A 20,454-nucleotide genomic window follows, 5' to 3' on the forward strand; every position below is an offset into this window, starting at 1 on the left:
GCTCAGGAAGCGAGCACCTCGTCGAGGAGCGAACCCGCCTTGTCCTCGTCGATCTTCTCCGCGAGCGCCAGCTCGGAGATGAGGATCTGACGCGCCTTCGCCAGCATGCGCTTCTCGCCCGCGGAGAGCCCGCGGTCCTGATCGCGGCGCCAGAGATCGCGAACGACCTCGCTGACCTTGATCACGTCACCTGAAGCGAGCTTCTCGAGGTTCGCCTTGTAGCGACGCGACCAGTTGGTCGGCTCTTCGGTGAACGGAGCGCGCAGCACCTCGAACACGTGGTCGAGCCCTTCTTTGCCGATCACGTCGCGGACCCCGACGAGGTCGACGTTCTCGGCGGGGACCTCGATGATCAGATCCCCCTGCGTGACGTTGAGCTTCAGATACTTCTTCGTCTCGCCCTTGATGATACGGTCCTTGACCTCGATGATCGTCGCGGCTCCGTGGTGCGGATAGACGACGGTCTCGCCAACCTCAAAAAGCATAAAAGCGTGTCCTTTCGGCAACCTCCAGGATACCACAGGCGACATGCACTAAGGTTTGCGCCGCATCGTCCCGACGGCCGCCCGGCGTACGCATAGAATGGACGTGCATTTCCCGCCGCATCTCAGGAGGACCCGTGAAATCGCGCCTTGTTGCGTCTGTCGTTCTCAGCGCTGTCGTGCTGACGGGTGCGACGGGGTGCACCTTCATCACCCCGCAGGCGAGCACAATCGCCTACTCGGCATCCGACGGGGTGAACGTCGCCGACTCGTCCGGCCCCGTCGCCATCCGCAACGCGATGATCATCGCCGACGAGAGCGGTGAGCTGGGCAACCTGGTAGCGGCGTTCGTGAACCCCACCGGCGAAGACGTCGTCGTCACGGTGGAGCTGCAGGGTCTCGAGCCCTTCGAGGTCGAGGTCCCGGCCGAAGAGACCGTCAGCCTCGGCGCGAACGAGGAGCCGCTGCTGCTGGACAGCGCGGACGCCGACGGCGACCTGAGCTTCGCGCCAGGCTCCACGGTCGAGGTCTACTTCCAGTCCGGCGACGGAACGGGCGACGCGGTCAGCGTCCCCGTGCTCGACGGCGCCCTCCCCTACTACTCCGACCTCGTGCCGGAATCCGCCGAAGAGGAAATCGTCCTCGACGATGAGGTCACCGTCCCCACCGAGACGCCGGTTCCCACCGACAAGCCGGATGCCTCGGAGTCCGAGGAGCACTGAGCCTCGGCATCCCGACATCGATGAAGGCCGGTCCCCGAAGCGGGTGACCGGCCTTCTTCGTCCGTCGTGCGTTCAGCCCTCGAAGCGATATCCGAGACCGCGGACCGTCACCAGCATCGACGGGTCCGACGGATTCTCCTCGATGCGCGAGCGGATGCGCTTGATGTGCACGTCGAGCGTCTTCGTGTCGCCGAAGTAGTCGCTGCCCCACACCCTGTCGATCAGCTGGCCGCGGGTGAGCACCCGACCGGAGTTGCGCATGAGGACCTCGAGCAGCTCGAATTCCTTCAGCGGCATGTTGATCTGGTCACCGGCGACCGTCACCGTGTGCCGGTCGATGTCCAGGCTCACGCGTCCGCCGTCCAGAACGCGCTCGTCGAGCTCGCTCTCGGCCTGAACCACGCGGCGCAGCACCGCGCGCATGCGCGCGAGCAGCTCACGGGACGAGTACGGCTTGGTGATGTAGTCATCCGCGCCGAGCTCGAGCCCGACGACGATGTCCACTTCGGAATCCTTCGCCGTGAGCATGATGATCGGAACGGCTGAGGTCGATCGGATCTGCCGGCACACCTCGGTTCCCGGCATCCCGGGGAGCATCAGGTCGAGCAGCACGATGTCGGCGCCCTGCTCGCGGAACGCGTTGAGCGCACCCGGTCCGTCTTCGGCGATCTCGACCTCGTAGCCCTCACGGCGCAGCAGGTAGGCGAGGGGATCGGCGAGGTCTGGTTCGTCCTCGACGAGAAGGATGCGGGTCATACACTCTCTCCGGTTCGTGCGCGGGCTGTTTTCGCAGCCTTCTTGGTGCGCTTCTTCTTGGTCTTCCTGCTGATGTCCTCCGGCTCGGGGGCATCGATTCGCGGAAGGCGGATGGTGAAGGTGGAGCCGCGGCCGGGGCGCGACCAGACCCGCACCTCTCCCCCGTGGCGATGGATCGCGTGCTTGACGATCGACAGGCCGAGCCCGGTACCACCGGTTCGGCGGGAGCGCGCCTCGTCTGCACGGTAGAAACGCTCGAAGATCCGCTCCCGGTCCGATTCCGAGATGCCGATGCCCTGATCGGATACGGCGATCTCGACGACGCCTTCGTCGACTCTGACGCCCACGCCGACGCGCGAACCACGCGGCGAGTACACGATCGCATTCGCGATGAGGTTTCCGACGGCCTCGATGAGGATCTGGGCGTCGCCGCGCACCCAGATGCCGCGATCTCCGCCTCGCGCCAGCTCGACGCCTGCGGACCCGGCCTGCACGGCGTGCGCCTCGATGGACGCCGCGACGACCTCATCGATCGCCACCGTCGCGACGTCGGCGAGTCCGTCGGCCGCCTGCAGCCGCGACAGACTCATGATGCGCCCGGTGAGCTGGCCCAGACGCGTGGCCTCCGCCGAGATGCGACTCGCGAAGATGCGCACCTGCGCGGGATCCTCGGCCGCCGATTCGATCGCTTCGGCGAGCAGGCTCACCGAAGCGACAGGTGTCTTGAGCTCGTGGCTGGTGTTCGCGACGAAATCGCGCCGCATCTGGTCGAGGCGCTCCTGTTCGGTGACGTCGCGGATCACGAGGAGAGTCAATCGAGCGCCGACAGCACTGGCGCGCGCGGAGACGAGCCGTGGATCCAGCGTCGTTCCGCTGCGCCGGATGCGCATGGTCTCCGTCTCGGACGCCCCGGTGGAGCGAACCGTGCGGACGAGTTGGCGCAGTTCCTGGTTCTCCAGCGTCGAGCCGCTCACGATCCCGAAGAGCTCTGCTGCGTGCGAGGTGGCCAGCACGAGACCGGATGCGTCGACCACGCAGGCGGCATCCTCCATGCTGAGCAGGACGTCGGTGATTCCGGACGGAATCACCGACGACGTCTCCGCCTCGGCCTCCGCGCGAGCGCGGTACGCGAGCAGTATCAGGCCGCAGATTCCCGCACCGATCAGCACGCCGATGGCGAGGGCGAGCAGCGCGATCTGCGGCGTGGTCATAGGACCAGCGTAGAGTGCGTTCACCACGGCTTCGGCGGGTTTCCGCGCCACAACGGGCCATGGCGAACTACTATTCACGTTCTGGGCACCATTCGTTAACCTTCGACGAACACAATCGCTTCGGGCCCGCACGAGGCGCTGCGCCCACCGATCGGCCGTACCACGCCGCTGAGACCCGAAAGGTTGCGCCCCACATGCGCGAAGTCTTCCACCAGTCCCTCGAGGACCTGCAGTCCCGCCTCGTGGAGATCGCCGATCTCGTCACGGTTTCGATCGACAAGGCGACCCGCGCGTTCGCGACCAGCGACGTCGGTCTCGCCGAAGAAGTCATCGCCGATGACGCGAAGATCGACCTGCTCGCCGTCGCCCTCGACGAACAGGCCATCGAGATCCTGGCCCGCCAGCAGCCCGTCGCCCGCGACCTGCGCATCGTCGTCACGGCGCTGCGCGTGAGCGCCTCGCTGGAGCGGATGGGCGACATGAGCGAGCACATCGCCCAGCTCGCACGCCTGCGCTTCCCTGAGCGCGCGATCCCCAAGGGCCTCAAGGGCACGTTCACCAAGATGGGCGAGCTGGACGTGGAGATCTCCCGTACGCTCAGCGAGCTGCTGCGCACGCAGGACCTCCGCTTCGCGGACGCCATCCGCAACGCGGACGACGACGTCGACGAGCTGCACGCCAGCGTGTTCGAGAAGGTGCTCAGCGACAACTGGAAGGGCGAGGCGCACGCGACCGTCGACGCCACGCTCGCCAGCCGCTATCACGAGCGCTTCGCCGACCACGCCGTGGCCGTCGCGAAGAAGGTCGTCTATCTGTCCACGGGTGACTGGGGCGTCCAGGAGGCGGACATCGCGCTCGCGCTCGAGGCCCAGGAGGCGGAGCAGCAGGAGCTCGGGCACGCCTGAGACATTCACGACGAAGGCCGGATGCTGTCTCAGCATCCGGCCTTCGTCATCCGGTGCTACTTCTTGCCCTGCGCAGCCACAGCCGCGGCTCCCGCCGCGGCGGCCTCGGGGTCGAGGTAGCGGCCGGGACCGGTCGGGACGTTGTTCTCATCGAGCTCGTACACCAGCGGGATGCCGGTGGGGATGTTGAGCTCGGCGATGTCGTCATCGCTGATGCCCTCGAGGTGCTTGACGAGCCCGCGCAGGGAGTTGCCGTGCGCGGTGACGAGGACGGTCTTGCCGGCTTCGAGGTCGGGGACGATCGCGCCCTGCCAGTACGGCAGCATGCGGTCGATCACGAGCTTGAGCGACTCGGTGCGCGGCACCTCGCCGTCGATGCCCGCGTATCGGGGGTCGTTCACCTGGCTGAACTCGCTCGCGTCGTCCAGCAGCGGCGGCGGCACGTCGAAGGACCGGCGCCAGAGCTGGAACTGCTCCGGACCGAACTCCTCGAGCGTCTGCGCCTTGTCCTTGCCCTGCAGAGCTCCGTAGTGGCGCTCGTTCAGGCGCCAGGAACGGGTCACGGGGATCCACAGGCGGTCGGCGGCGTCCAGCGCGATGTTCGCGGTCTGGATCGCCCGGCTCAGCAGCGAGGTGTGCAGGACGTCGGGCAGGATGCCCGCCTCGGCGAGCAGCTCGCCACCGCGGCGGGCCTCGGCCTCGCCCTGCGCGTTCAGGCGGACGTCCACCCAGCCGGTGAACAGGTTCAGTTCGTTCCATTCGCTCCGGCCGTGGCGGAGAAGGATCAGGGTGCGCGTCATGAATCCAGCTTATCGAGAGCCCTGCCAGGATTGATCCATGGCGTCATCTCCGCTCGGCAGGCCGACGCGCGGCACCACCGGCACGAACCGGCTGCGGCGCAATGATCGGTGGATCGCCGCCTCGACCGCGTTCCGTACGGCTGCGGACCCGCTGGTCGTCGATCTGGGGTACGGCGCGAGCGGCGTCACGGCGTTCGAGCTCGCCACGCGTCTGAGGCGTGTGCGCCCGGATGCCGAAGTACTCGGTCTCGAGCTCGACCCTGCACGCGTGTCCACGGCGCGTGCACAGCTCGAAGAGGTCCGTGCCGGTCGCACTCCGTTCGATCCCGGCATCCGTGTCTCCTTCGAGCGCGGCGGGTTCGAGGTCCCCGTCTCCGGAGGGCGGCGCCCGGCGATCATCCGAGCCATGAACGTGCTGCGTCAGTACGACGAAGCCGACGTCGCCGATGCCTGGCGCACCGTCGCCGCCCGGTTGACGCCTGGTGGGCTGTTCACCGAGGGCACGTGCGACGAGATCGGCCGGAAAGCGAGCTGGGTCGACGTGAGCGCGGACGCCGAGCCGGTGCGGTTCACGATCTCGCTGCGCCTCGCCGAGCTGGAGCGACCGGGCATCGTTGCCGAGCGCCTGCCGAAGGCCCTGATCCATCGGAACGTGCCCGGCGAGCGCGTGCACGATCTGCTCGTCGACCTCGACCGGGAATGGGACAGGGCCGCTCCCCTGTCGACGTTCGGCGCGACCCAGCGGTTCATCGCCGCTGCGGCCGCCCTGAGATCTCAGGGCTGGCCCGTGCTGGGGGGTCGCAGTCGCTGGCGCCTCGGCGAACTGACGGTGCCGTGGACTGCGGTCGCCCCGCGCTGACAGTGCGGGTCAGCGTCGGCGGGACAGACGCGTGAGCTTGGGGATGTCGGCCGTCGCCCCGGCATCCGCGGGGACGATCACCTGCTGCGCCGCTGCGATGTCCACGCCGTCGGCGCGCACGATCAGGTCGCCGTCCGGCGCGCGGCGAGAAAGGATCGCCAACGCGATCGGACCGTCCTCATGGTGGCGTGCGACCGAGGTCACGCGACCCACCTCGGCTTCTCCGGCGAAAACGGGTGAACCAGGGGCCGGCAGCACGTCATCGCTGCCGTCCAGCTGCAGTGCGGCGAGGCGACGCGGCGGATGGCCGAGATTGTGCACCTTCGCCACCGTCTCCTGCCCTCGGTAGCACCCTTTGTTCAGGTGCACGGCGCTGCGGATCCAATCGGTCTCGTGCGGCAACGACCGTTCGTCGACCTCGGAGGCCCACCGCGGACGCCATGCGGCGATCCGCAGCGCCTCGGCCGCCAGCAGTCCTGCGGCTTCGACCGAGTCGGCGAGGGATGCCGCGGCCTCCGTGTCGAGGATGGCGATGCGCCACGCGTAACCGGTCGCGGGGTGCTCGGCGACATCGGCGTACTGGTGTCCGCCGACCTGCACGTTCTCCCACGGATCTGCCCAGACGAGGGCTCCGGCGAGCGCCGTCTCGGCCGAACCACCGGCGAAGAACCCCACCAGTGCGCGGTCGCAGTGGATCTCCACCGTCACCTGTGAGCGGAACACCATGCGCTTGAGCCAACCCAGCAGCGCCTCGGAGTCGGCGACGTCGACGATGAGCCACGCGGACGCGCCGTCGTCGACGATGCCGGCCGCATGCTCGACGTGCCCCTGCGGGTCCAGGATCAGCAGTTCGCTGCTCTCCCCCGGTGCGAGCCGCGTCGTCGCCTGCGACGTGAACGAATCCAACCAGGTCAGTCGGTCAGGGCCGGCCACTTCGATGACCGTGCGGTCTCCGAGCAGTGCGACGGCATCGCCCGACAGCAGGCGCCGCTGCTCGCGCATCGGCCCGCCGTAGTGTGCGACGACGCCCTCATCCAGCACGGCGCCGGGAAGGTCCGCGAACCCGAACCCGGTCATACCTTGGCCAGACGAGCCGACGCGTGCGAGCCGAGCTCTGAACCGAGCGCCGCAATATCCCAGGCCCACAGCAGATGGCCGTCGACCAGTCCGTACATGCGGGTCGCCGCGGCGTAGTCCTTGCCGCCGGCTCCGCGGACGATCGCGTCGGTGGCGATGTCGATGCGAGGCCCCGCGATCTCCCCGAGATACAGCTCGAGTGCGCCATCCGAGTGCGCGATCGACACTTCGAGCGGGAATCCGCCGGATGCCGCACGCAGCAGCTCCACATCGTCGACGGTCCTGGCGGGGGCGTCCTCGATCGGCGGCAGCAGCGCGGGGCCCGCGTCGGCAGGGCCCGCCGGTCGCGCGATGCGCCAGAAGCCGGACTCGGCGACGAGGGGAACGGACTCCTCGCCCTCTGCGCGCGCCAGCCATCCGGTCGCGGAGTAGTTCAGGTACGGACCGCCATCGTGGCTGAAGCTCACGCGGTGCGTGAACTCGCTCTCGTAGTGGTGGTCACCGACCTGATAGTCGATGACGCCGGTGCCCTCCCAGACACCCAGCAGCCAGGACAGCGGGACGAGATCCGCGGGGAGGTCGGTCGGCAGCTCGAGCACGATCGATCAGCGCTGGCCGCGGAACAGGTTCCGCAGAACGACTCCGGAGACGAACACGATCGCGAGGCTCGCGAGGCCGAGCAGACCGATGAAGAAGAGCTCGAGCGCGAAAAGATCCATACCGTCACTCTACCCCGCGGTGCCGATGGCGGCGAGGCCGAAGCCGACCGAGATGACGCCCATCAGCAGCAGCGCCCCCATGATGCTGGCGGAAACGCGCACGATGAAGCCGTGCGTCCGGCCGTACCCCAGCTGCATCGCGAAGGCGAGCAGCACGATTCCCCCGAACGCCACCAGCAGCGCAGGCATGCGCCACGGCTCGACGACGAAGATGCCGATCGCGACAGCGGCCAGCAGTGCGGTCCCCCAGACGACGATCATCCCGGTGAAGGCGTTGCGCGGAGCCAGAGCGGGTTCGGACATTCCCTCATTCTCCCCCATCCGACCCTCCAGCGACATGTGCGGCATCCGCATCGGTATCATTGGCCCACGGCGTCGCTCGCGATCGTCGTCAAGGGCGACGATCTCGACGCCCGAAAGGACGTTGCGTGGCCCTGCTTCTGGTTCTGACATCTGCTCCCACCGCGGAGTCGGTCCTGCCCGCCCTCGATCTGCTCAGCCATCGTGTCCGTCAGATCCCCGCCGAGCCGGCTCAGCTCGTCTCCGCCCCGGAGAGCGACATCGTCATCGTCGACGGCAGGCACGACCTCGCCGGGGCGAAGTCGCTGTGCAAGCTGCTGCGCACGACAGGGCAGGACGCCCCGCTGCTGCTCGTCGTGACCGAAGGCGGCATGAGCGCGGTGTCGGGCGATTGGGGCATCGACGACGTTCTGCTGTCCACCGCCGGACCTGCCGAGGCCGACGCCCGCATCCGACTCGCGATCGCACGCAGCGAGGAGAACTCCGAGCCGACGCGCGTGCAGGCCTCCGGCGTCACGATCGACGAGCAGTCCTACTCCGCGAAGCTCCACGGCCGCCCGCTGGATCTGACGTACAAGGAATTCCAGCTCCTGCACTTCCTGGCGACGCATCCGTCGCGCGTCTTCACCCGCGAGCAGCTGCTCAGCGAGGTGTGGGGGTACGACTACTTCGGCGGCACCCGCACCGTCGATGTCCACGTGCGTCGCCTGCGCGCCAAACTCGGCGACGCCGAGCAGATCATCGGGACCGTCCGCAACGTGGGCTATCGCTTCAACATCTACGAGGACGACCAGCTCGCCGGCGCTCGCTGACGCGACGCAGTTCACACGCGCGTCACCTGGCGGTGCTTAGATGAATCCCATGATGGATCCCTCACTCGCCGATGCCGGTCTCGGAGACGCGGAGGACGACGACTTCGACGCTCTCGGCTTCGAGGACGCACAGCTCCCCGACCACCGCTACCTCGATCGCGAGCTCAGCTGGCTCGCGTTCAACCAGCGGGTGCTCGAGCTGGCCGAGGATCCGTCGCTCCCCGAGCTCGAGCGGGCCAACTTCCTCGCCATCTTCGCGAGCAATCTCGACGAATTCTTCATGGTGCGCGTCGCCGGACTCAAGCGACGCATCATCACGGGGCTCGCAGTGCCGACGAACGTCGGACGCGCCCCGTCCGACGTCCTGTCCGACATCTCGCGGGAAGCCCATGCTCTGCAGCTGCGACACGCCGCAGTCTGGACCGACTCGGTCCGTCCTGCACTGGCGGATGCCGGAATCGAGATCTCCGAATGGAGCGAACTCACCGCCGATGAGCGCGATGCGCTGGGAGAGTACTTCCAGGCCCACGTGTTCCCCGTGCTCATGCCGCTCGCTGTCGACCCTGCGCACCCCTTCCCGTACATCTCCGGACTGTCGCTGAACCTCGCGATCCGCATCCGCAACGCCCGCACCGGCCGGCAGGAATTCGCGCGTCTCAAGGTGCCGCCGATGCTCCCCCGCTTCGTCGAGGTCCCGGGAGCGAGCGAGATCAAGCGGTTCCTGCGCCTCGAAGAGCTGATCGCGAATCACCTCGGCGATCTCTTCCCCGGCATGGAGGTGCTCGACCACCACGCATTCCGCCTCACCCGCAACGAGGACGTCGAGATCGAAGAGGATGAGAGCGAGAACCTCATCCAGGCACTCGAGGCCGAGCTGCTGCGCCGACGCTTCGGTCCGCCGATCCGTCTGGAGATCACCGACGACATGGACGAGCTCACGCTCGACCTGCTCGTGAAAGAGCTCGACATCACCGACAAGGAGGTCTATCGCCTCCCCGGGCCGCTCGACCTGCGCGGGCTGTTCGATCTCAGCCGCATCCAGCGCCCCGACCTGCGCTACCCGCCGCATCTGCCGACGACGGCGCTGGCCTTCCAGCCGGGCGACAACAACGAGCGTCGCGACATCTTCACCAGCATCCGCAAGCGGGACGTGCTCGTGCACCACCCGTACGAGTCCTTCGCGACCAGTGTGCAGGCGTTCCTCGAACAGGCCGCACGCGATCCGCACGTGCTCGCCATCAAGCAGACCCTGTACCGCACCTCGGGTGACAGCCCGGTGGTCCAGGCGCTCATCGACGCGGCCGAAGCCGGCAAGCAGGTGCTGGCGCTGGTCGAGGTGAAGGCGCGCTTCGACGAAGCCAACAACATCGTCTGGGCGCGCAAGCTGGAGAAGGCCGGCGTCCATGTCGTCTACGGCCTGGTCGGGCTGAAGACGCACTGCAAGCTCGCCCTCGTCATCCGCGAGGAAGACGGGATGCTGCGGCACTACTCTCACGTCGGAACGGGCAACTACAACCCGAAGACGAGCCGCATCTACGAGGACTTCGGCCTGTTCACCGCCGACCCTCAGGTCGGCAAGGACCTCACCCGACTGTTCAACGAGCTCAGCGGGTACGCGATCGAGAAGAAGTTCAAGCGTCTGCTCGTCGCGCCGCTCCACCTGCGCAAGGGGCTGCTGCGCCACATCGAGAACGAACGCCAGAACGCCCTCGACGGCAAGCCGGCGCACATCCGGATCAAGGTGAACTCCATGGTCGACGAGGAGATCATCGACGGTCTGTATCGGGCGAGCGCGGCCGGCGTGAAGGTCGACGTGTGGGTGCGCGGCATCTGCAGTCTGCGTGCCGATCTGCCAGGGATCACCGACAACATCACCGTTCGCAGCATCCTCGGCCGGTACCTCGAGCATTCGCGCATCTTCGCGTTCCACAACGACGGCGACCCGCAGGTGCACATCGGCAGCGCCGACATGATGCACCGCAATCTCGACCGCCGCGTCGAGGCGCTGGTGCGCGTCGTCGACCCGGAGCACGTCGCGGAGCTCATCACGCTGTTCGACCTCGCGATGGACGATGGAACGAACTCCTGGCATCTCGGCGAAGGCGGCGTCTGGGTGCGCCACACCGTGGATGCCGCCGGCAAGCCGCTCATCGACCTGCAGGATAAGACCATGAGCCAGATCCGCAGGCGGCGTCGGAGCCGTTCGGTGCGATGACCGTCCACTCGACCAGGGGCGCCGCGACGGAGGTCGTACGCGATGACAAGGCCGTATATGCGGCCGGCGCCGTCGTGTGGCGCCTGGTCGATTCGAAACTGCGCGTCCTCCTGATCCACCGGACGAAGTACCGGGACGTCACGCTCCCCAAGGGCAAGGTGGACCCCGGCGAGATGCTCGCCGAGACCGCCGTGCGCGAGGTCCATGAGGAGACCGGCATCCGCGTCTTCCTCGGAGTCCCGGTCGGCGTCAGTCGGTACTTCATGCGTCCGAAGCGCCAGAAGGTCGTGCACTACTGGGCGGCTGAGGCGACCGAAGAGGCGATTCGCCGCTCGAGCTTCGTCCCGAACGGTGAGATCGCCGCGATCGAGTGGGTCAGCCTGAAGAAGGCGCGCGCCCAGCTGAGCTATCCGGTGGACGTGGAGATCCTGGACGCGTTCGAGAAGCTCGTCGACGATGGTGTGCTCCACACCTTCCCACTGATCGCGCTGCGCCATGCGAAGGCCATGTCCCGCTCGGAATGGGATGGTCCGGACGCCGGTCGCCCGCTCACCGAGCGCGGCAGGCGCCAGGCGAAGGCGATCGTCGGACCGCTGCGCGCGTTCGGCGTGCGCAAGATCGTCACCAGCGACGCCGCTCGGTGCGTGCAGACGGTGGCGCCCCTCGCGAAGGCGCTGGAACGCGTACCGGTCGAGACCCCTCGTCTGAGCCAGGATGCCTGGGAGGACGGTTTCTCGGACGTGCGAGCCGTGATCGGCAAGCGCGTGCGGTCGCGCAAGCCCGCGGTGATCTGCAGCCATGGCCCCGTGCTCCCCGATGTGCTCACCGAGATCGCGCTCGCGACGGGGACGCTGCGCGGCTCCTACGTGTCCAGCGCATCCGCGCTCGAGGTCGCCGCATTCTCCGTCGTGCATCTGTCCAAGACGAACCCGGGATCCGGGATCATCGCGATCGAGACACACGTCCCGACGGTCTGACGGCGTGCGCGAGGCAGCGGCGAGGCACCCCAGAGGGTTGCCGCCCGTTCACCTCTCGTTTACCTGCGCGGGAGAGTCTCGTTAACCGTCACCCCTAGCGTCACTGTGTGCCCTGCACCGGGCCCCACCCATCATCGATCGAAGGATCCACAGTGAAGATCTCCCGAATCGCACGAATCGGCGCCGTCGGCGCCGTCGCCGCTCTCGCACTCGCCGGCTGCGCCGCGAACGAGGCGCCCGCCGGCGGCTCCTCCGAAGAGCCCTCCACGTCCACGCTGTCCGGCACGCTGGACGCGACCGGTGCGTCCTCGCAGACGGCCGCCCAGGAGGCCTGGGTCGCCGCGTTCCAGACCGCGAACGAGGGCGTCACGATCAACTACGAGCCCACCGGCTCCGGCACGGGTCGCGAGAACTTCCTCGCCGGTGCGAGCAACTTCATCGGCTCCGACCGCGCGTTCAACGCCGAGGAGATCGCCGCCGGCGGCTTCGGCACCTGCGTCACCGACGACATCGTCGAGGTCCCCGTCTACATCTCGCCGGTCGCCGTCGCCTTCAACCTCGAGGGTGTGGAGACGCTGAACCTGGATGCCGCCACCATCGCTGGCATCTTCGCGGGCACGATCACCAACTGGAACTCCGAGGCCATCGCGACGCTCAACCCGGACGCCACGCTGCCGGATCTCGCGATCACGCCCGTGCACCGCTCGGACCCGTCCGGCACGCAGGAGACCTTCGCGAACTACCTCGCGGCCACCGCGCCCGAGATCTGGACCTACGAGGTCTCGGACGAGTGGCCGATCCAGGGCGGCGAGGCCGCACAGGGCACGTCGGGCGTCGTCCAGGCCATCACCTCCGGCAACGGCACCATCGGCTTCGCTGACGCATCGCAGGTCGGCGACCTCGGCCAGGTGCACGTCGGTGTCAACGGCGAGTACGTCGCCTACTCGGCAGAGGCCGCTTCGCAGCTCGTCGAGGGCGCCGCTCTCGAAGAGGGCCGCGGCGAAGGCGACCTCGCGTTCGACGTCGACCCCGCTGCTGCAGCGGACGGCGCCTACCCGATCGCACTGGTCAGCTACCTGATCGGCTGCGAGCAGTACGAGGACGAGAACGTCGCGACCCTCGTCAAGGAGTACTTCACCTACGTCGCCAGCGCCGAGGGCCAGGACGCAGCCGCTGAGAACGCCGGCAACGCCCCCATCTCGGACGGCCTTCGCGAGAAGGTCAACGCCGCGATCGAACTGATCCAGGTCGGCTGACATCAGCCATCCGGCTGAACGCTGACGCTGATGCCCTCGCGTCCTGACAGGACGCGAGGGCATCGGCAGGTCCAGAATCCGCTCTTCATCCACCCGCCCGAAACAGGGAGACCATGAGCACGACCGAGCAGGCCCCCGTCGTCACCACGACGGCGACGGAACCACCCGCACCGATCAAGGCCAAGCAACGGCTCGGCGACCGCGTCTTCTCCGGCACCGCACTCGGCGCGGGCATCATCATCCTCGTCGTCCTCGCCGCCGTCGCCACGTTCCTCATCATCCAGAGCATCCCGGCGTTCGAGGCCGACACCTCCGGCAACCACATCCTCCGGGGCGAATCGTTCTGGTCCTACGTGTGGCCGCTCGTGTTCGGCACGCTGTGGGCGTCGTTCATGGCACTGGTCATGGCTGCGCCGATCGCCATCGGCATCGCGCTGTTCATCTCGCACTACGCGCCGCGTCGACTCGCATCCGTGCTCGGCTACCTCATCGACCTGCTCGCCGCCGTCCCCTCGGTCGTGTTCGGTCTCTGGGGCGGGCTCGTACTGGCCCCCCTGCTCCAGCCCGTATACGCCTGGCTGAACGCCAACGCCAGCTGGATCCCCTTCTTCGGCGGCCAGGTGTCCCCCACCGGTCGCACCATCCTCACCGCAGCCGTCGTGCTCGCGGTGATGATCATCCCGATCATGACCGCGATCTGCCGCGAGGTGTTCCTGCAGACCCCGAAGCTCCATGAGGAGGCAGCGCTCGCGCTCGGCTCCACCCGTTGGGAGATGGTCCGCATGGCTGTGCTGCCCTTCGCGCGCGGCGGCATGGTCTCCGCCGCGATGCTCGCCCTGGGACGCGCGCTCGGTGAGACGATGGCCGTGACGATGGTGCTCTCGCCGTCCGCCGTGGTCAGCTTCCTCGTGCTCACCTCGACGAACCCTACGCCGATCCCCGCGAACATCGCGCTGGCGTTCCCCGAAGCACACGACACCGGCGTCAACACTCTCATCGCGACCGGACTCATCCTGTTCGTCGTGACCTTCGCCGTCAACGCGCTGGCGCGCTGGATCGTCGCCCGCCGTGCCGAGTTCTCCGGAGCGAACTGACATGACCGTTCTCACCGCACCCGCGCCCTCGGCCGCTCTCACCTCGGGCAAGCTCCCCAAGTGGGCCCCCTGGGCACTGCTCGCCGGCTCCCTCGTCGTCTCGTTCGCGATCTTCGGAGTCGCCTCCATCGGCGTGGACATCGCGGACTTCAACGTCGCAGGGGCCGTCGTCGTCGGCATCCTGCTCTACATGGTGCTCATCACGGTGATCTCCTCGATCGCCGAAAGCCGTCGCAAGGCCGTCGACCGCCTCATGACGGCGCTCGTCGCCACGGCGTTCGTCATCGCGCTGCTCCCCCTGATCTCGCTGCTGTGGACCGTGGTGGCCAACGGCCTGGCCCGTTTCGATGCCGAGTTCTTCTCCTTCTCGATGCGCAACGTCGTCGGCGAGGGCGGCGGAATCGTGCACGCCATCTGGGGCACCGTGCTGATCACCCTGATGGCCGCGGTCATCTCGATCCCGGTCGGCCTCATGACGTCGATCTACCTGGTCGAGTACGGACGGGGCAAGATCGCCAAGGGGATCACGTTCTTCGTCGACGTGATGACCGGCATCCCGTCGATCGTCGCCGGTCTGTTCATCTACGCCGTGTTCGCGCTGGTCCTCGGCCCCGGCATCTCGATGGGCTTCATGGGCGCTCTCGCCCTGGCCGTGCTGATGACGCCCGTCGTCGTGCGAGGCAGCGAGGAGCTGCTGCGCATCGTCCCCAACGAGCTGCGTGAGGCCTCGTACGCCCTCGGCGTTCCGAAGTGGCTCACGATCCTCAAGGTCGTGCTTCCGACCTCGATCGCCGGCATCACGACGTCGATCATGCTCTCGATCTCGCGCGTCATCGGCGAGACCGCACCGCTGCTGCTGACCGCCGGATTCACCCTGAGCCTGAACACCAACCTGTTCAGCGGTCAGATGATGACCCTGCCGGTGTTCGCCTACAACCAGTACATGAACCAGGGAACGAACCCCGAAGCCGCCCTGGACCGCGCGTGGGCATCCGCACTCACGCTCATCCTGATCGTCATGGTCCTGAACCTGCTCGCGCGTCTGATCGCGAAATGGTTCGCCCCGAAGACCTCCGGCCGCTGAGCCGCAACCCGAAGGAACTGAAGTGTCCAAGAGCATCGAAGTCAACGACCTCAACGTCTACTACGGCGACTTCCTCGCTGTGGAGGGCGTCTCCCTCGACATCCAGCCGCGCAGCGTCACCGCCTTCATCGGTCCGTCCGGTTGCGGCAAGTCCACGTTCCTGCGCACCCTGAACCGCATGCACGAGGTCATCCCCGGCGCGCGTGTCCAGGGCGAGGTGCTGCTGGACGGCAAAGACCTGTACGCGCCGGGCGTCGACCCTGTGCTCGTCCGCCGTCAGGTCGGCATGGTGTTCCAGCGCCCGAACCCGTTCCCGACGATGTCGATCAAGGAGAACGTGCTCGCTGGCGTCAAGCTGAACAACAAGCGCATCTCGAAGAGCGAGGCTGACGACCTCGTCGAGAAGTCCCTCACCGGCGCGAACCTCTGGAACGAGGTCAAGGACCGTCTCGACCGCCCTGGCTCCGGCCTGTCCGGTGGGCAGCAGCAGCGTCTGTGCATCGCCCGCGCCATCGCCGTCTCCCCCGAGGTGCTGCTGATGGACGAGCCGTGCTCGGCCCTCGACCCGATCTCGACCTATGCGATCGAAGAACTCATCGGCGAGCTGAAGAACGAGTTCACGATCGTGATCGTGACGCACAACATGCAGCAGGCCTCCCGCGTATCGGACAAGACGGCGTTCTTCAACATCGCCGGCACCGGCAAGCCGGGCAAGCTGATCGAGTACGACGACACGACGTCGATCTTCACGACGCCGACCGTGCAGGCGACCGAGGACTACGTCTCCGGACGCTTCGGGTGAGCTGAGGCCCTCGGTTCGGGCGGCCGCGTGCCGAATTCCGGATGCTGCGGTGATCGAGCGGCGTGTCGCATCTGCGACACGCCGCTGTCGCGTTCGACCGTCTGGGATTCGACACATCGCACTCGCCCTGCACATTCTGGAAATCTGAGAAGTTATCCACGGATGCCGTGATTCCGACGATGCCGGGTCGAGCACGCGGCACCCTCGAGAGATGTCATTCGTCCATGCCACCACCGCACTGCGAACCATCGGACCTGTCGCCCGCACTCACGAACTCCGCACGCGTGGCGTGACCCAGCGCGAGATCGCCCGCGCAGCGGCTACCGGCGAGATCCGACGAGTGCGTCAAGGCGTCTACGCCCTCGCGGATGCCTCGGACGCCATGATCCATGCCGCCGAGCACGGCGGCGCACCGGCTTGCCAGGAGGCGGGCCGTCTGCACAGCCTCTGGGTCCTCGACACGGGCGATGAGAAGAACGCCCCGTTCCACCTCTGGCTCGGCACAGCGGGAGACCGACGTCCCTGCGGTCGTCGCGGGTGCTCGGACGTCACGGTGCACTGGGATGCGGGCACCGTCACGCTCGGGCGTCTGCCGCCCGTCGAGAACGTCCTCCTGCAGATCGCTGTCTGCGCGGGCGAAGAGGCGTTCTTCGTCGCGCTCGAATCGGGGCTTCGGCAAAGCCGCCTGTCCGCTCGGGCCCTCGATTGGCTGGGGTGGCGGTTACCGCCCTCGATGCGCCGGCTCTTGGAGTTCGCTCGATCCGATGCCGACAGCGGGTTGGAGTCGCTCGTGCGCCTGCGACTTCACCGCGTCGGCGTCGCCGTGCGCACGCAGGTGCAGATCGACGGCGTCGGCGAGGTGGACTTCGTCATCGGCGACCGCCTGATCGTCGAGGCCGATGGCAAGGAGAATCACGACGACACGGAGAAGGCCCGGGAGGGCGGTTCACGCCGCCACAAGGACCTGCTCCGCGATGCCCGCGCCGCAGCTCTCGGCTATGAGACTCTTCGATTCGACTACGCGATGATCGTCCACGATTGGCCCACCGTAAAAACCGCGATCCTGGCGAAGGTCGCGGCCGGCGCGCATCTGCGGGCGTGATCCGCGCGCGGCGCGCTCGTCGGTGTGTCGAATTCCGGACGGCACGGTCGCCGCGCGGCGTTTCGTCGCCTGAATAGCGAGCGACACGTGTCACCGTCCGGAACTCGGAACGGGACAGCACCGGTCAGTCCCGCGGGGACAGCAGGTAACGGTTCAGCTCGGCCGTGAACTCGCGGTCGGCGGCGACCCGACGTCCGTCGATCGCGGTGATCGGCGCCGCCAGGCGCACGCTCGACACCAACCACGCGGCATCCGCCTTCGCCAGATCGGATGCCGGAACCTGCGCGTAATCCGTCGTGAAGCCCTGCGAAGCCAGGTGGTCGTACACGCTCAGCTGCGTGGTGCCGTGCAGGATGCCGCCGTTCGGCGCCGGCGTCACGAACCGGTCTCCGAAGCGCAGGATCAGCGACGCGGTCGGAGCCTCGAGCACGAACCCGTCGCTGGAGAGAAAGATCGCGTCGTCGGCCCCGCGGCGCGCCGCCTCGCGCAGAGCCGCCATGTTCACGGCATACGACAGCGTCTTGGCGCCCAGCAGCAGCCACGGAGCACGCTCGGCCGCGCTCAGGTCATAGCCGCGGTCCAGCGTCACGACGCGGACGCCCTCCGTGCGCACCCAGGAGAAATCGGACGCCGGGGCCGCGGTCACCCAGGCGGTCGGCGTCGGCCCGTGCTCCACGCCACGGCTGAGGATGAGCTTGATGACCGCCTCGCCGGGCGGGCAGGCGGTCGCGGCGACACGCACCGCCTGACGCCACTGCTCGATGTTGGGGGCGGGAAGGTCGCACAGCTGCGCGGAGTGCGCCAATCGGTGCAGATGCGGCACCAGTTCCTGCGGGTGTCCGTCGACGACGCCGATCGACTCGAAGACCCCGTCGCCGCGCTGTGTGCTGAGCTCTCCGACGCTGAGCGCGGGAGCCGCGGCATCCACCTCGGTGAACGTCTCGGAGTAGTCGATGCGCTCCTCGGAGGCAGGGACGGGGTCGATGATCAGAGCGAAGCGCCGGGTCATGGATCGACTCTACGGCCGATCCGTCGGGAATACGCTCCGCCCGCTCGCGTTACAATGGATTGGCCGGGCCGCATAACCCCGGGCTCCAAATTCTGCCGCTGCGAGCGGCCTTCCGCCGAGAGGCGTTCTTGCGGCCCGGTCCTCTCATGTCCGGGCCCAGCGCAGGACGTAGGTCAGTTCAGGATGCCGGCACGCCACGCGTCGGCGGCGGTGCTCAGATCCTTCGCGTAGACGCTCAGACGCAGGGCGCGGGTCGTCAGCTCACTCGCCCGTTCCGACTCCGTGGCCTCGTAGTCGTCGGCGACGTGCGTGGCGCCGGAGGCGTGCACTCGGCAGAAAGCCGCCGCCCGGTCGAGGGCGATCGCGAAGTCGCCGCGGAAGGCGCCGCGCATGATCTGGTCGATGAGGTCGACCAGCTCCTCCGGGCTGGCGGGAGCGGGTGCTCCTGCGACGACCGTATCGGCCGTCGCGAGTTCGACCCTGCCGCGCTCATACAGAAGCGCCGCCGTCTGCGGGTCCGTGTGGATCGCCAGATGGATGAGATACAGCCGCCACAGGGCTCCAGGCAGCGAGACCGCCGGCGCCGCGGACCACAGCTCAGCGATCTCGTCGATGCCGTGCTCCGCAGTGAAGGCGATCAGACGCTCCGTGCTCTCACCGGTCTCGTCAGCACGCGCACGCGCGAGCAGTGCGGCTGCCGTGGCGTGAGCCACGCGCGATCGCTCTGCGGGTCCTGCGGAACCGGCGATGTTGTCGAACGACGCCGAGGGGCGGCGGACCGGGCGGTGGAACTCGGACATCCCTCCAGGCTAGTCGCGCTCAGGCGGTCGGGATCACGATGATCGGATCCGTCGTCGGCGCACCGCTCGGAGATCCGCCTGCCTCCTCGACGGTGACTGCGATCGCGTCTCCCGCGTGCATCTCCCCCTCGAGAAGGGCGGTGCTCGTCTCGTCCGCGACGTCGAAGACGCCGGCGGACACCGGGGCGTCGCCTCGCACGAACCAGAGTTCGTAGGTGAGATCGTCGTCCAGCGGCTCGAGGCCGTCGGTCACAAGTACCGCCTCGCCGAGCGACGCGGACCAGTGGGCGGTCGCGACAGCACCCGATTCGAGCTCGACGGAGGCCGCCTGGGCATCCGGTGCGTTCTCGATCTGCTCCAGCGCCACCACGGATGCCGGTCGCTGCAGCTGGCCGATGACCACCGCGGCACCTGCACCGATGCCGACGATGAGGACGAGACAGGCGGCGAGGGCGAACAGCATCCGCGACCTGCGCCGCGGCGCCTGTTCGGGCGCGGACTCCTCCGAGGATGTTCCCGTCATCCGTGCCTGTGACGGTAAATCCCTCGCGCCGGGCTGGTCGTCGGTCGCGCCGGGCTGCTCGTCCGGTGCACCCTGCGGCGTCTTCGCGATCAGGGCGAGGAGATCGTCGCGGACCGCCGCCGGCGGCTCGTGCGCCGGAGCGGTTGCGGCCAGGAAGGCGGCTGCCTCGGCATCCGTCTCGGCGAGCTCCCGCCACTCGGGATGTGCACGCAGGGCCTCCGCGTATCGGCGCTCGTCCTGCGCGGACAGGGCGTTCAGCGCATGCCCTGCCGACAGTTCGGCGAATTCCTTCTCGTTCATGCGATCACCCCCATCTCGCTTCTCAGGCGCGTGAGCCCGTCTCTCATCCGTGTCTTGATCGTCCCCAGCGGCGTTGCGGTGAGCACCGAGATCTCGCTCTGACTGTAACCGCCGTAATATGCCAGCACGAGTGCCTCGCGCTGCGGCTCGGAGAGTGTCCCCAGTGCCGCGACGACGCGTTGTCCGTCCATGCTCAGTTCGACCTGTTCGGCGACGCTGTCATGCGCGACTCCCAGCTCTCGGATCCCCGCCTTCACATCCCGGTCGGCGCTCGCCTGCGACGCGCGCACTCTGTCGACCGCCCGCCGGTGTGCGATGGTGAGGACCCATGTTCTTCCCTGCCCCTTGTTCGGAGCGAACCGCGCAGCGGATTGCCAGACCTCCAGGAAGACTTCCTGGAGCACCTCCTCGCTCTGCGAGCGGTTGACCAGCACGCGCAGGATGAGACCGAACACGCGGGAAGACAGCATGTCGTAGAGCTCGGCGAAGGCCCGCTGATCTCCCTCGGCGACGCGAATGAGGAGGTCGGCGGCGAGATCTCCCGCCGAGCCGTCCTCCGGCACGTCCACGCCGTCGATGACCATCTCCATAAGCATGCCGCATCCACCTCCTCTCTTCTGCATCCGGCGCACCGCTTCGGTCAGGTGAG

The 20,454-nt window shown here is 67.8% G+C and carries 22 protein-coding genes; 11 read left to right on the forward strand and 11 right to left on the reverse strand.

Translation table 11 applies throughout. From position 1 onward, the window contains the following. Positions 1 to 2: 2 nt before the first annotated feature. Entirely contained in the window at positions 3 to 485 is a 483-nt protein-coding gene (locus ACFCYE_RS15135; RefSeq protein WP_120229576.1) for a CarD family transcriptional regulator, read from the reverse strand. Between the two features lie 134 nt (positions 486 to 619). Here ACFCYE_RS15135 and ACFCYE_RS15140 point away from each other — a divergent pair, with 134 nt between their 5' ends. Further along, on the forward strand, positions 620 to 1,204 hold the full coding sequence (locus ACFCYE_RS15140; RefSeq protein ID WP_376179996.1) for a DNA modification methylase: 585 nt from the start codon (positions 620 to 622) through the stop codon (positions 1,202 to 1,204). A gap of 72 nt (positions 1,205 to 1,276) precedes the next feature. Here ACFCYE_RS15140 and ACFCYE_RS15145 read toward each other — a convergent pair whose 3' ends face one another. Then, on the reverse strand, positions 1,277 to 1,960 hold the full coding sequence (locus ACFCYE_RS15145) for a response regulator (protein WP_376179997.1): 684 nt from the start codon (positions 1,958 to 1,960) through the stop codon (positions 1,277 to 1,279). Further along, positions 1,957 to 3,171, reverse strand: a complete 1,215-nt coding sequence (locus ACFCYE_RS15150; protein WP_376179999.1) for a sensor histidine kinase — start codon at positions 3,169 to 3,171, stop codon at positions 1,957 to 1,959. The genes ACFCYE_RS15145 and ACFCYE_RS15150 overlap by 4 nt, the downstream gene beginning before the upstream one ends. A gap of 194 nt (positions 3,172 to 3,365) precedes the next feature. Here ACFCYE_RS15150 and phoU point away from each other — a divergent pair, with 194 nt between their 5' ends. Then, positions 3,366 to 4,076, forward strand: coding sequence for a phosphate signaling complex protein PhoU (phoU, locus tag ACFCYE_RS15155; protein ID WP_376180001.1), 711 nt, complete (start codon positions 3,366 to 3,368; stop codon positions 4,074 to 4,076). A gap of 56 nt (positions 4,077 to 4,132) precedes the next feature. Here phoU and ACFCYE_RS15160 read toward each other — a convergent pair whose 3' ends face one another. Continuing rightward, entirely contained in the window at positions 4,133 to 4,876 is a 744-nt protein-coding gene (locus tag ACFCYE_RS15160; RefSeq protein WP_376180003.1) for a phosphoglyceromutase, read from the reverse strand. Between the two features lie 37 nt (positions 4,877 to 4,913). Between ACFCYE_RS15160 and ACFCYE_RS15165 the strand changes: the two genes are divergently transcribed. After that, positions 4,914 to 5,735 carry a class I SAM-dependent methyltransferase gene (locus tag ACFCYE_RS15165; RefSeq protein WP_376180004.1) on the forward strand — a complete coding sequence of 274 codons (822 nt, stop codon included), beginning with the start codon at positions 4,914 to 4,916 and terminating at the stop codon, positions 5,733 to 5,735. A 9-nt stretch (positions 5,736 to 5,744) separates the two neighbouring features. Here the strand turns inward: ACFCYE_RS15165 and ACFCYE_RS15170 are convergent, their stop codons facing one another. From ACFCYE_RS15170 to ACFCYE_RS15180, 3 genes are all read right to left on the reverse strand, one after another. Beyond that, positions 5,745 to 6,812 (reverse strand): YgfZ/GcvT domain-containing protein, encoded by a 1,068-nt coding sequence (locus tag ACFCYE_RS15170; protein WP_376180006.1) that lies wholly within the window; start codon positions 6,810 to 6,812, stop codon positions 5,745 to 5,747. Next, entirely contained in the window at positions 6,809 to 7,411 is a 603-nt protein-coding gene (locus tag ACFCYE_RS15175) for an FABP family protein (RefSeq protein WP_376180008.1), read from the reverse strand. Before ACFCYE_RS15175 ends, ACFCYE_RS15170 begins: the two co-directional genes overlap by 4 nt. 129 nt (positions 7,412 to 7,540) lie before the next feature. After that, positions 7,541 to 7,834: a hypothetical protein gene (locus ACFCYE_RS15180; RefSeq protein ID WP_376180010.1), complete on the reverse strand. Its 294-nt coding sequence runs from the start codon at positions 7,832 to 7,834 to the stop codon at positions 7,541 to 7,543. 125 nt (positions 7,835 to 7,959) lie between these two features. Here ACFCYE_RS15180 and ACFCYE_RS15185 point away from each other — a divergent pair, with 125 nt between their 5' ends. The 8 genes from ACFCYE_RS15185 to ACFCYE_RS15220 all read left to right on the forward strand — a co-directional run bounded on the left by ACFCYE_RS15185 (position 7,960) and on the right by ACFCYE_RS15220 (position 17,173). Beyond that, positions 7,960 to 8,643, forward strand: a complete 684-nt coding sequence (locus tag ACFCYE_RS15185; RefSeq protein ID WP_376180012.1) for a winged-helix domain-containing protein — start codon at positions 7,960 to 7,962, stop codon at positions 8,641 to 8,643. Between the two features lie 49 nt (positions 8,644 to 8,692). Continuing rightward, a complete protein-coding gene (locus tag ACFCYE_RS15190; protein WP_376180014.1) occupies positions 8,693 to 10,858 on the forward strand; it encodes an RNA degradosome polyphosphate kinase in 2,166 nt (721 codons plus the stop codon). Continuing rightward, entirely contained in the window at positions 10,855 to 11,835 is a 981-nt protein-coding gene (locus ACFCYE_RS15195) for an NUDIX domain-containing protein (RefSeq protein WP_376180015.1), read from the forward strand. Before ACFCYE_RS15190 ends, ACFCYE_RS15195 begins: the two co-directional genes overlap by 4 nt. A 152-nt stretch (positions 11,836 to 11,987) precedes the next feature. After that, complete coding sequence (locus ACFCYE_RS15200; protein WP_376180017.1) at positions 11,988 to 13,091, forward strand: phosphate ABC transporter substrate-binding protein PstS; 1,104 nt, start codon at positions 11,988 to 11,990, stop codon at positions 13,089 to 13,091. Between the two features lie 113 nt (positions 13,092 to 13,204). Then, entirely contained in the window at positions 13,205 to 14,185 is a 981-nt protein-coding gene (pstC, locus tag ACFCYE_RS15205) for a phosphate ABC transporter permease subunit PstC (RefSeq protein WP_376180019.1), read from the forward strand. A 1-nt stretch (position 14,186) separates the two neighbouring features. After that, entirely contained in the window at positions 14,187 to 15,269 is a 1,083-nt protein-coding gene (gene pstA / locus ACFCYE_RS15210; protein ID WP_376180020.1) for a phosphate ABC transporter permease PstA, read from the forward strand. 22 nt (positions 15,270 to 15,291) lie between these two features. Next, entirely contained in the window at positions 15,292 to 16,071 is a 780-nt protein-coding gene (pstB, locus tag ACFCYE_RS15215) for a phosphate ABC transporter ATP-binding protein PstB (RefSeq protein ID WP_264157111.1), read from the forward strand. A 211-nt stretch (positions 16,072 to 16,282) separates the two neighbouring features. Continuing rightward, positions 16,283 to 17,173: a type IV toxin-antitoxin system AbiEi family antitoxin domain-containing protein gene (locus tag ACFCYE_RS15220; protein ID WP_376180022.1), complete on the forward strand. Its 891-nt coding sequence runs from the start codon at positions 16,283 to 16,285 to the stop codon at positions 17,171 to 17,173. A 124-nt stretch (positions 17,174 to 17,297) separates the two neighbouring features. Here the strand turns inward: ACFCYE_RS15220 and ACFCYE_RS15225 are convergent, their stop codons facing one another. From ACFCYE_RS15225 to sigK, 4 genes are all read right to left on the reverse strand, one after another. Beyond that, on the reverse strand, positions 17,298 to 18,182 hold the full coding sequence (locus ACFCYE_RS15225; protein ID WP_376180024.1) for an aminodeoxychorismate lyase: 885 nt from the start codon (positions 18,180 to 18,182) through the stop codon (positions 17,298 to 17,300). Positions 18,183 to 18,355: 173 nt separating this feature from the next. Then, the gene (locus ACFCYE_RS15230; RefSeq protein ID WP_376180026.1) at positions 18,356 to 18,982 is read right to left on the reverse strand and encodes a DNA-directed RNA polymerase subunit beta; all 627 of its coding nucleotides are present in this window, start codon (positions 18,980 to 18,982) and stop codon (positions 18,356 to 18,358) included. A gap of 19 nt (positions 18,983 to 19,001) precedes the next feature. Beyond that, the gene (locus tag ACFCYE_RS15235) at positions 19,002 to 19,805 is read right to left on the reverse strand and encodes an anti-sigma factor domain-containing protein (protein WP_376180028.1); all 804 of its coding nucleotides are present in this window, start codon (positions 19,803 to 19,805) and stop codon (positions 19,002 to 19,004) included. Next, entirely contained in the window at positions 19,802 to 20,401 is a 600-nt protein-coding gene (gene sigK / locus ACFCYE_RS15240) for an ECF RNA polymerase sigma factor SigK (protein WP_376180030.1), read from the reverse strand. The genes ACFCYE_RS15235 and sigK overlap by 4 nt, the downstream gene beginning before the upstream one ends. Positions 20,402 to 20,454: the final 53 nt, after the last annotated feature.

The sequence above is a fragment of the Microbacterium sp. NPDC056234 genome (assembly GCF_042267585.1).
Taxonomy (GTDB): Bacteria; Actinomycetota; Actinomycetes; order Actinomycetales; family Microbacteriaceae; genus Microbacterium.

Excerpts from the sequence above, each read along its gene's own strand:
- ACFCYE_RS15225 (WP_376180024.1), bottom strand. The coding sequence starts at position 18,182 with ATGACCCGGCGCTTCGCTCTGATCATCGACCCCGTCCCTGCCTCCGAG.
- ACFCYE_RS15160 (WP_376180003.1), bottom strand. The coding sequence starts at position 4,876 with ATGACGCGCACCCTGATCCTTCTCCGCCACGGCCGGAGCGAATGGAAC.
- ACFCYE_RS15145 (WP_376179997.1), bottom strand. The coding sequence starts at position 1,960 with ATGACCCGCATCCTTCTCGTCGAGGACGAACCAGACCTCGCCGATCCC.
- ACFCYE_RS15190 (WP_376180014.1), top strand. The coding sequence starts at position 8,693 with ATGATGGATCCCTCACTCGCCGATGCCGGTCTCGGAGACGCGGAGGAC.
- ACFCYE_RS15180 (WP_376180010.1), bottom strand. The coding sequence starts at position 7,834 with ATGTCCGAACCCGCTCTGGCTCCGCGCAACGCCTTCACCGGGATGATC.
- sigK (WP_376180030.1), bottom strand. The coding sequence starts at position 20,401 with ATGCTTATGGAGATGGTCATCGACGGCGTGGACGTGCCGGAGGACGGC.
- pstA (WP_376180020.1), top strand. The coding sequence starts at position 14,187 with ATGACCGTTCTCACCGCACCCGCGCCCTCGGCCGCTCTCACCTCGGGC.
- ACFCYE_RS15165 (WP_376180004.1), top strand. The coding sequence starts at position 4,914 with ATGGCGTCATCTCCGCTCGGCAGGCCGACGCGCGGCACCACCGGCACG.
- ACFCYE_RS15150 (WP_376179999.1), bottom strand. The coding sequence starts at position 3,171 with ATGACCACGCCGCAGATCGCGCTGCTCGCCCTCGCCATCGGCGTGCTG.
- phoU (WP_376180001.1), top strand. The coding sequence starts at position 3,366 with ATGCGCGAAGTCTTCCACCAGTCCCTCGAGGACCTGCAGTCCCGCCTC.
- pstC (WP_376180019.1), top strand. The coding sequence starts at position 13,205 with ATGAGCACGACCGAGCAGGCCCCCGTCGTCACCACGACGGCGACGGAA.
- ACFCYE_RS15235 (WP_376180028.1), bottom strand. The coding sequence starts at position 19,805 with ATGAACGAGAAGGAATTCGCCGAACTGTCGGCAGGGCATGCGCTGAAC.
- ACFCYE_RS15170 (WP_376180006.1), bottom strand. The coding sequence starts at position 6,812 with ATGACCGGGTTCGGGTTCGCGGACCTTCCCGGCGCCGTGCTGGATGAG.
- ACFCYE_RS15220 (WP_376180022.1), top strand. The coding sequence starts at position 16,283 with ATGTCATTCGTCCATGCCACCACCGCACTGCGAACCATCGGACCTGTC.
- ACFCYE_RS15195 (WP_376180015.1), top strand. The coding sequence starts at position 10,855 with ATGACCGTCCACTCGACCAGGGGCGCCGCGACGGAGGTCGTACGCGAT.
- ACFCYE_RS15135 (WP_120229576.1), bottom strand. The coding sequence starts at position 485 with ATGCTTTTTGAGGTTGGCGAGACCGTCGTCTATCCGCACCACGGAGCC.
- ACFCYE_RS15230 (WP_376180026.1), bottom strand. The coding sequence starts at position 18,982 with ATGTCCGAGTTCCACCGCCCGGTCCGCCGCCCCTCGGCGTCGTTCGAC.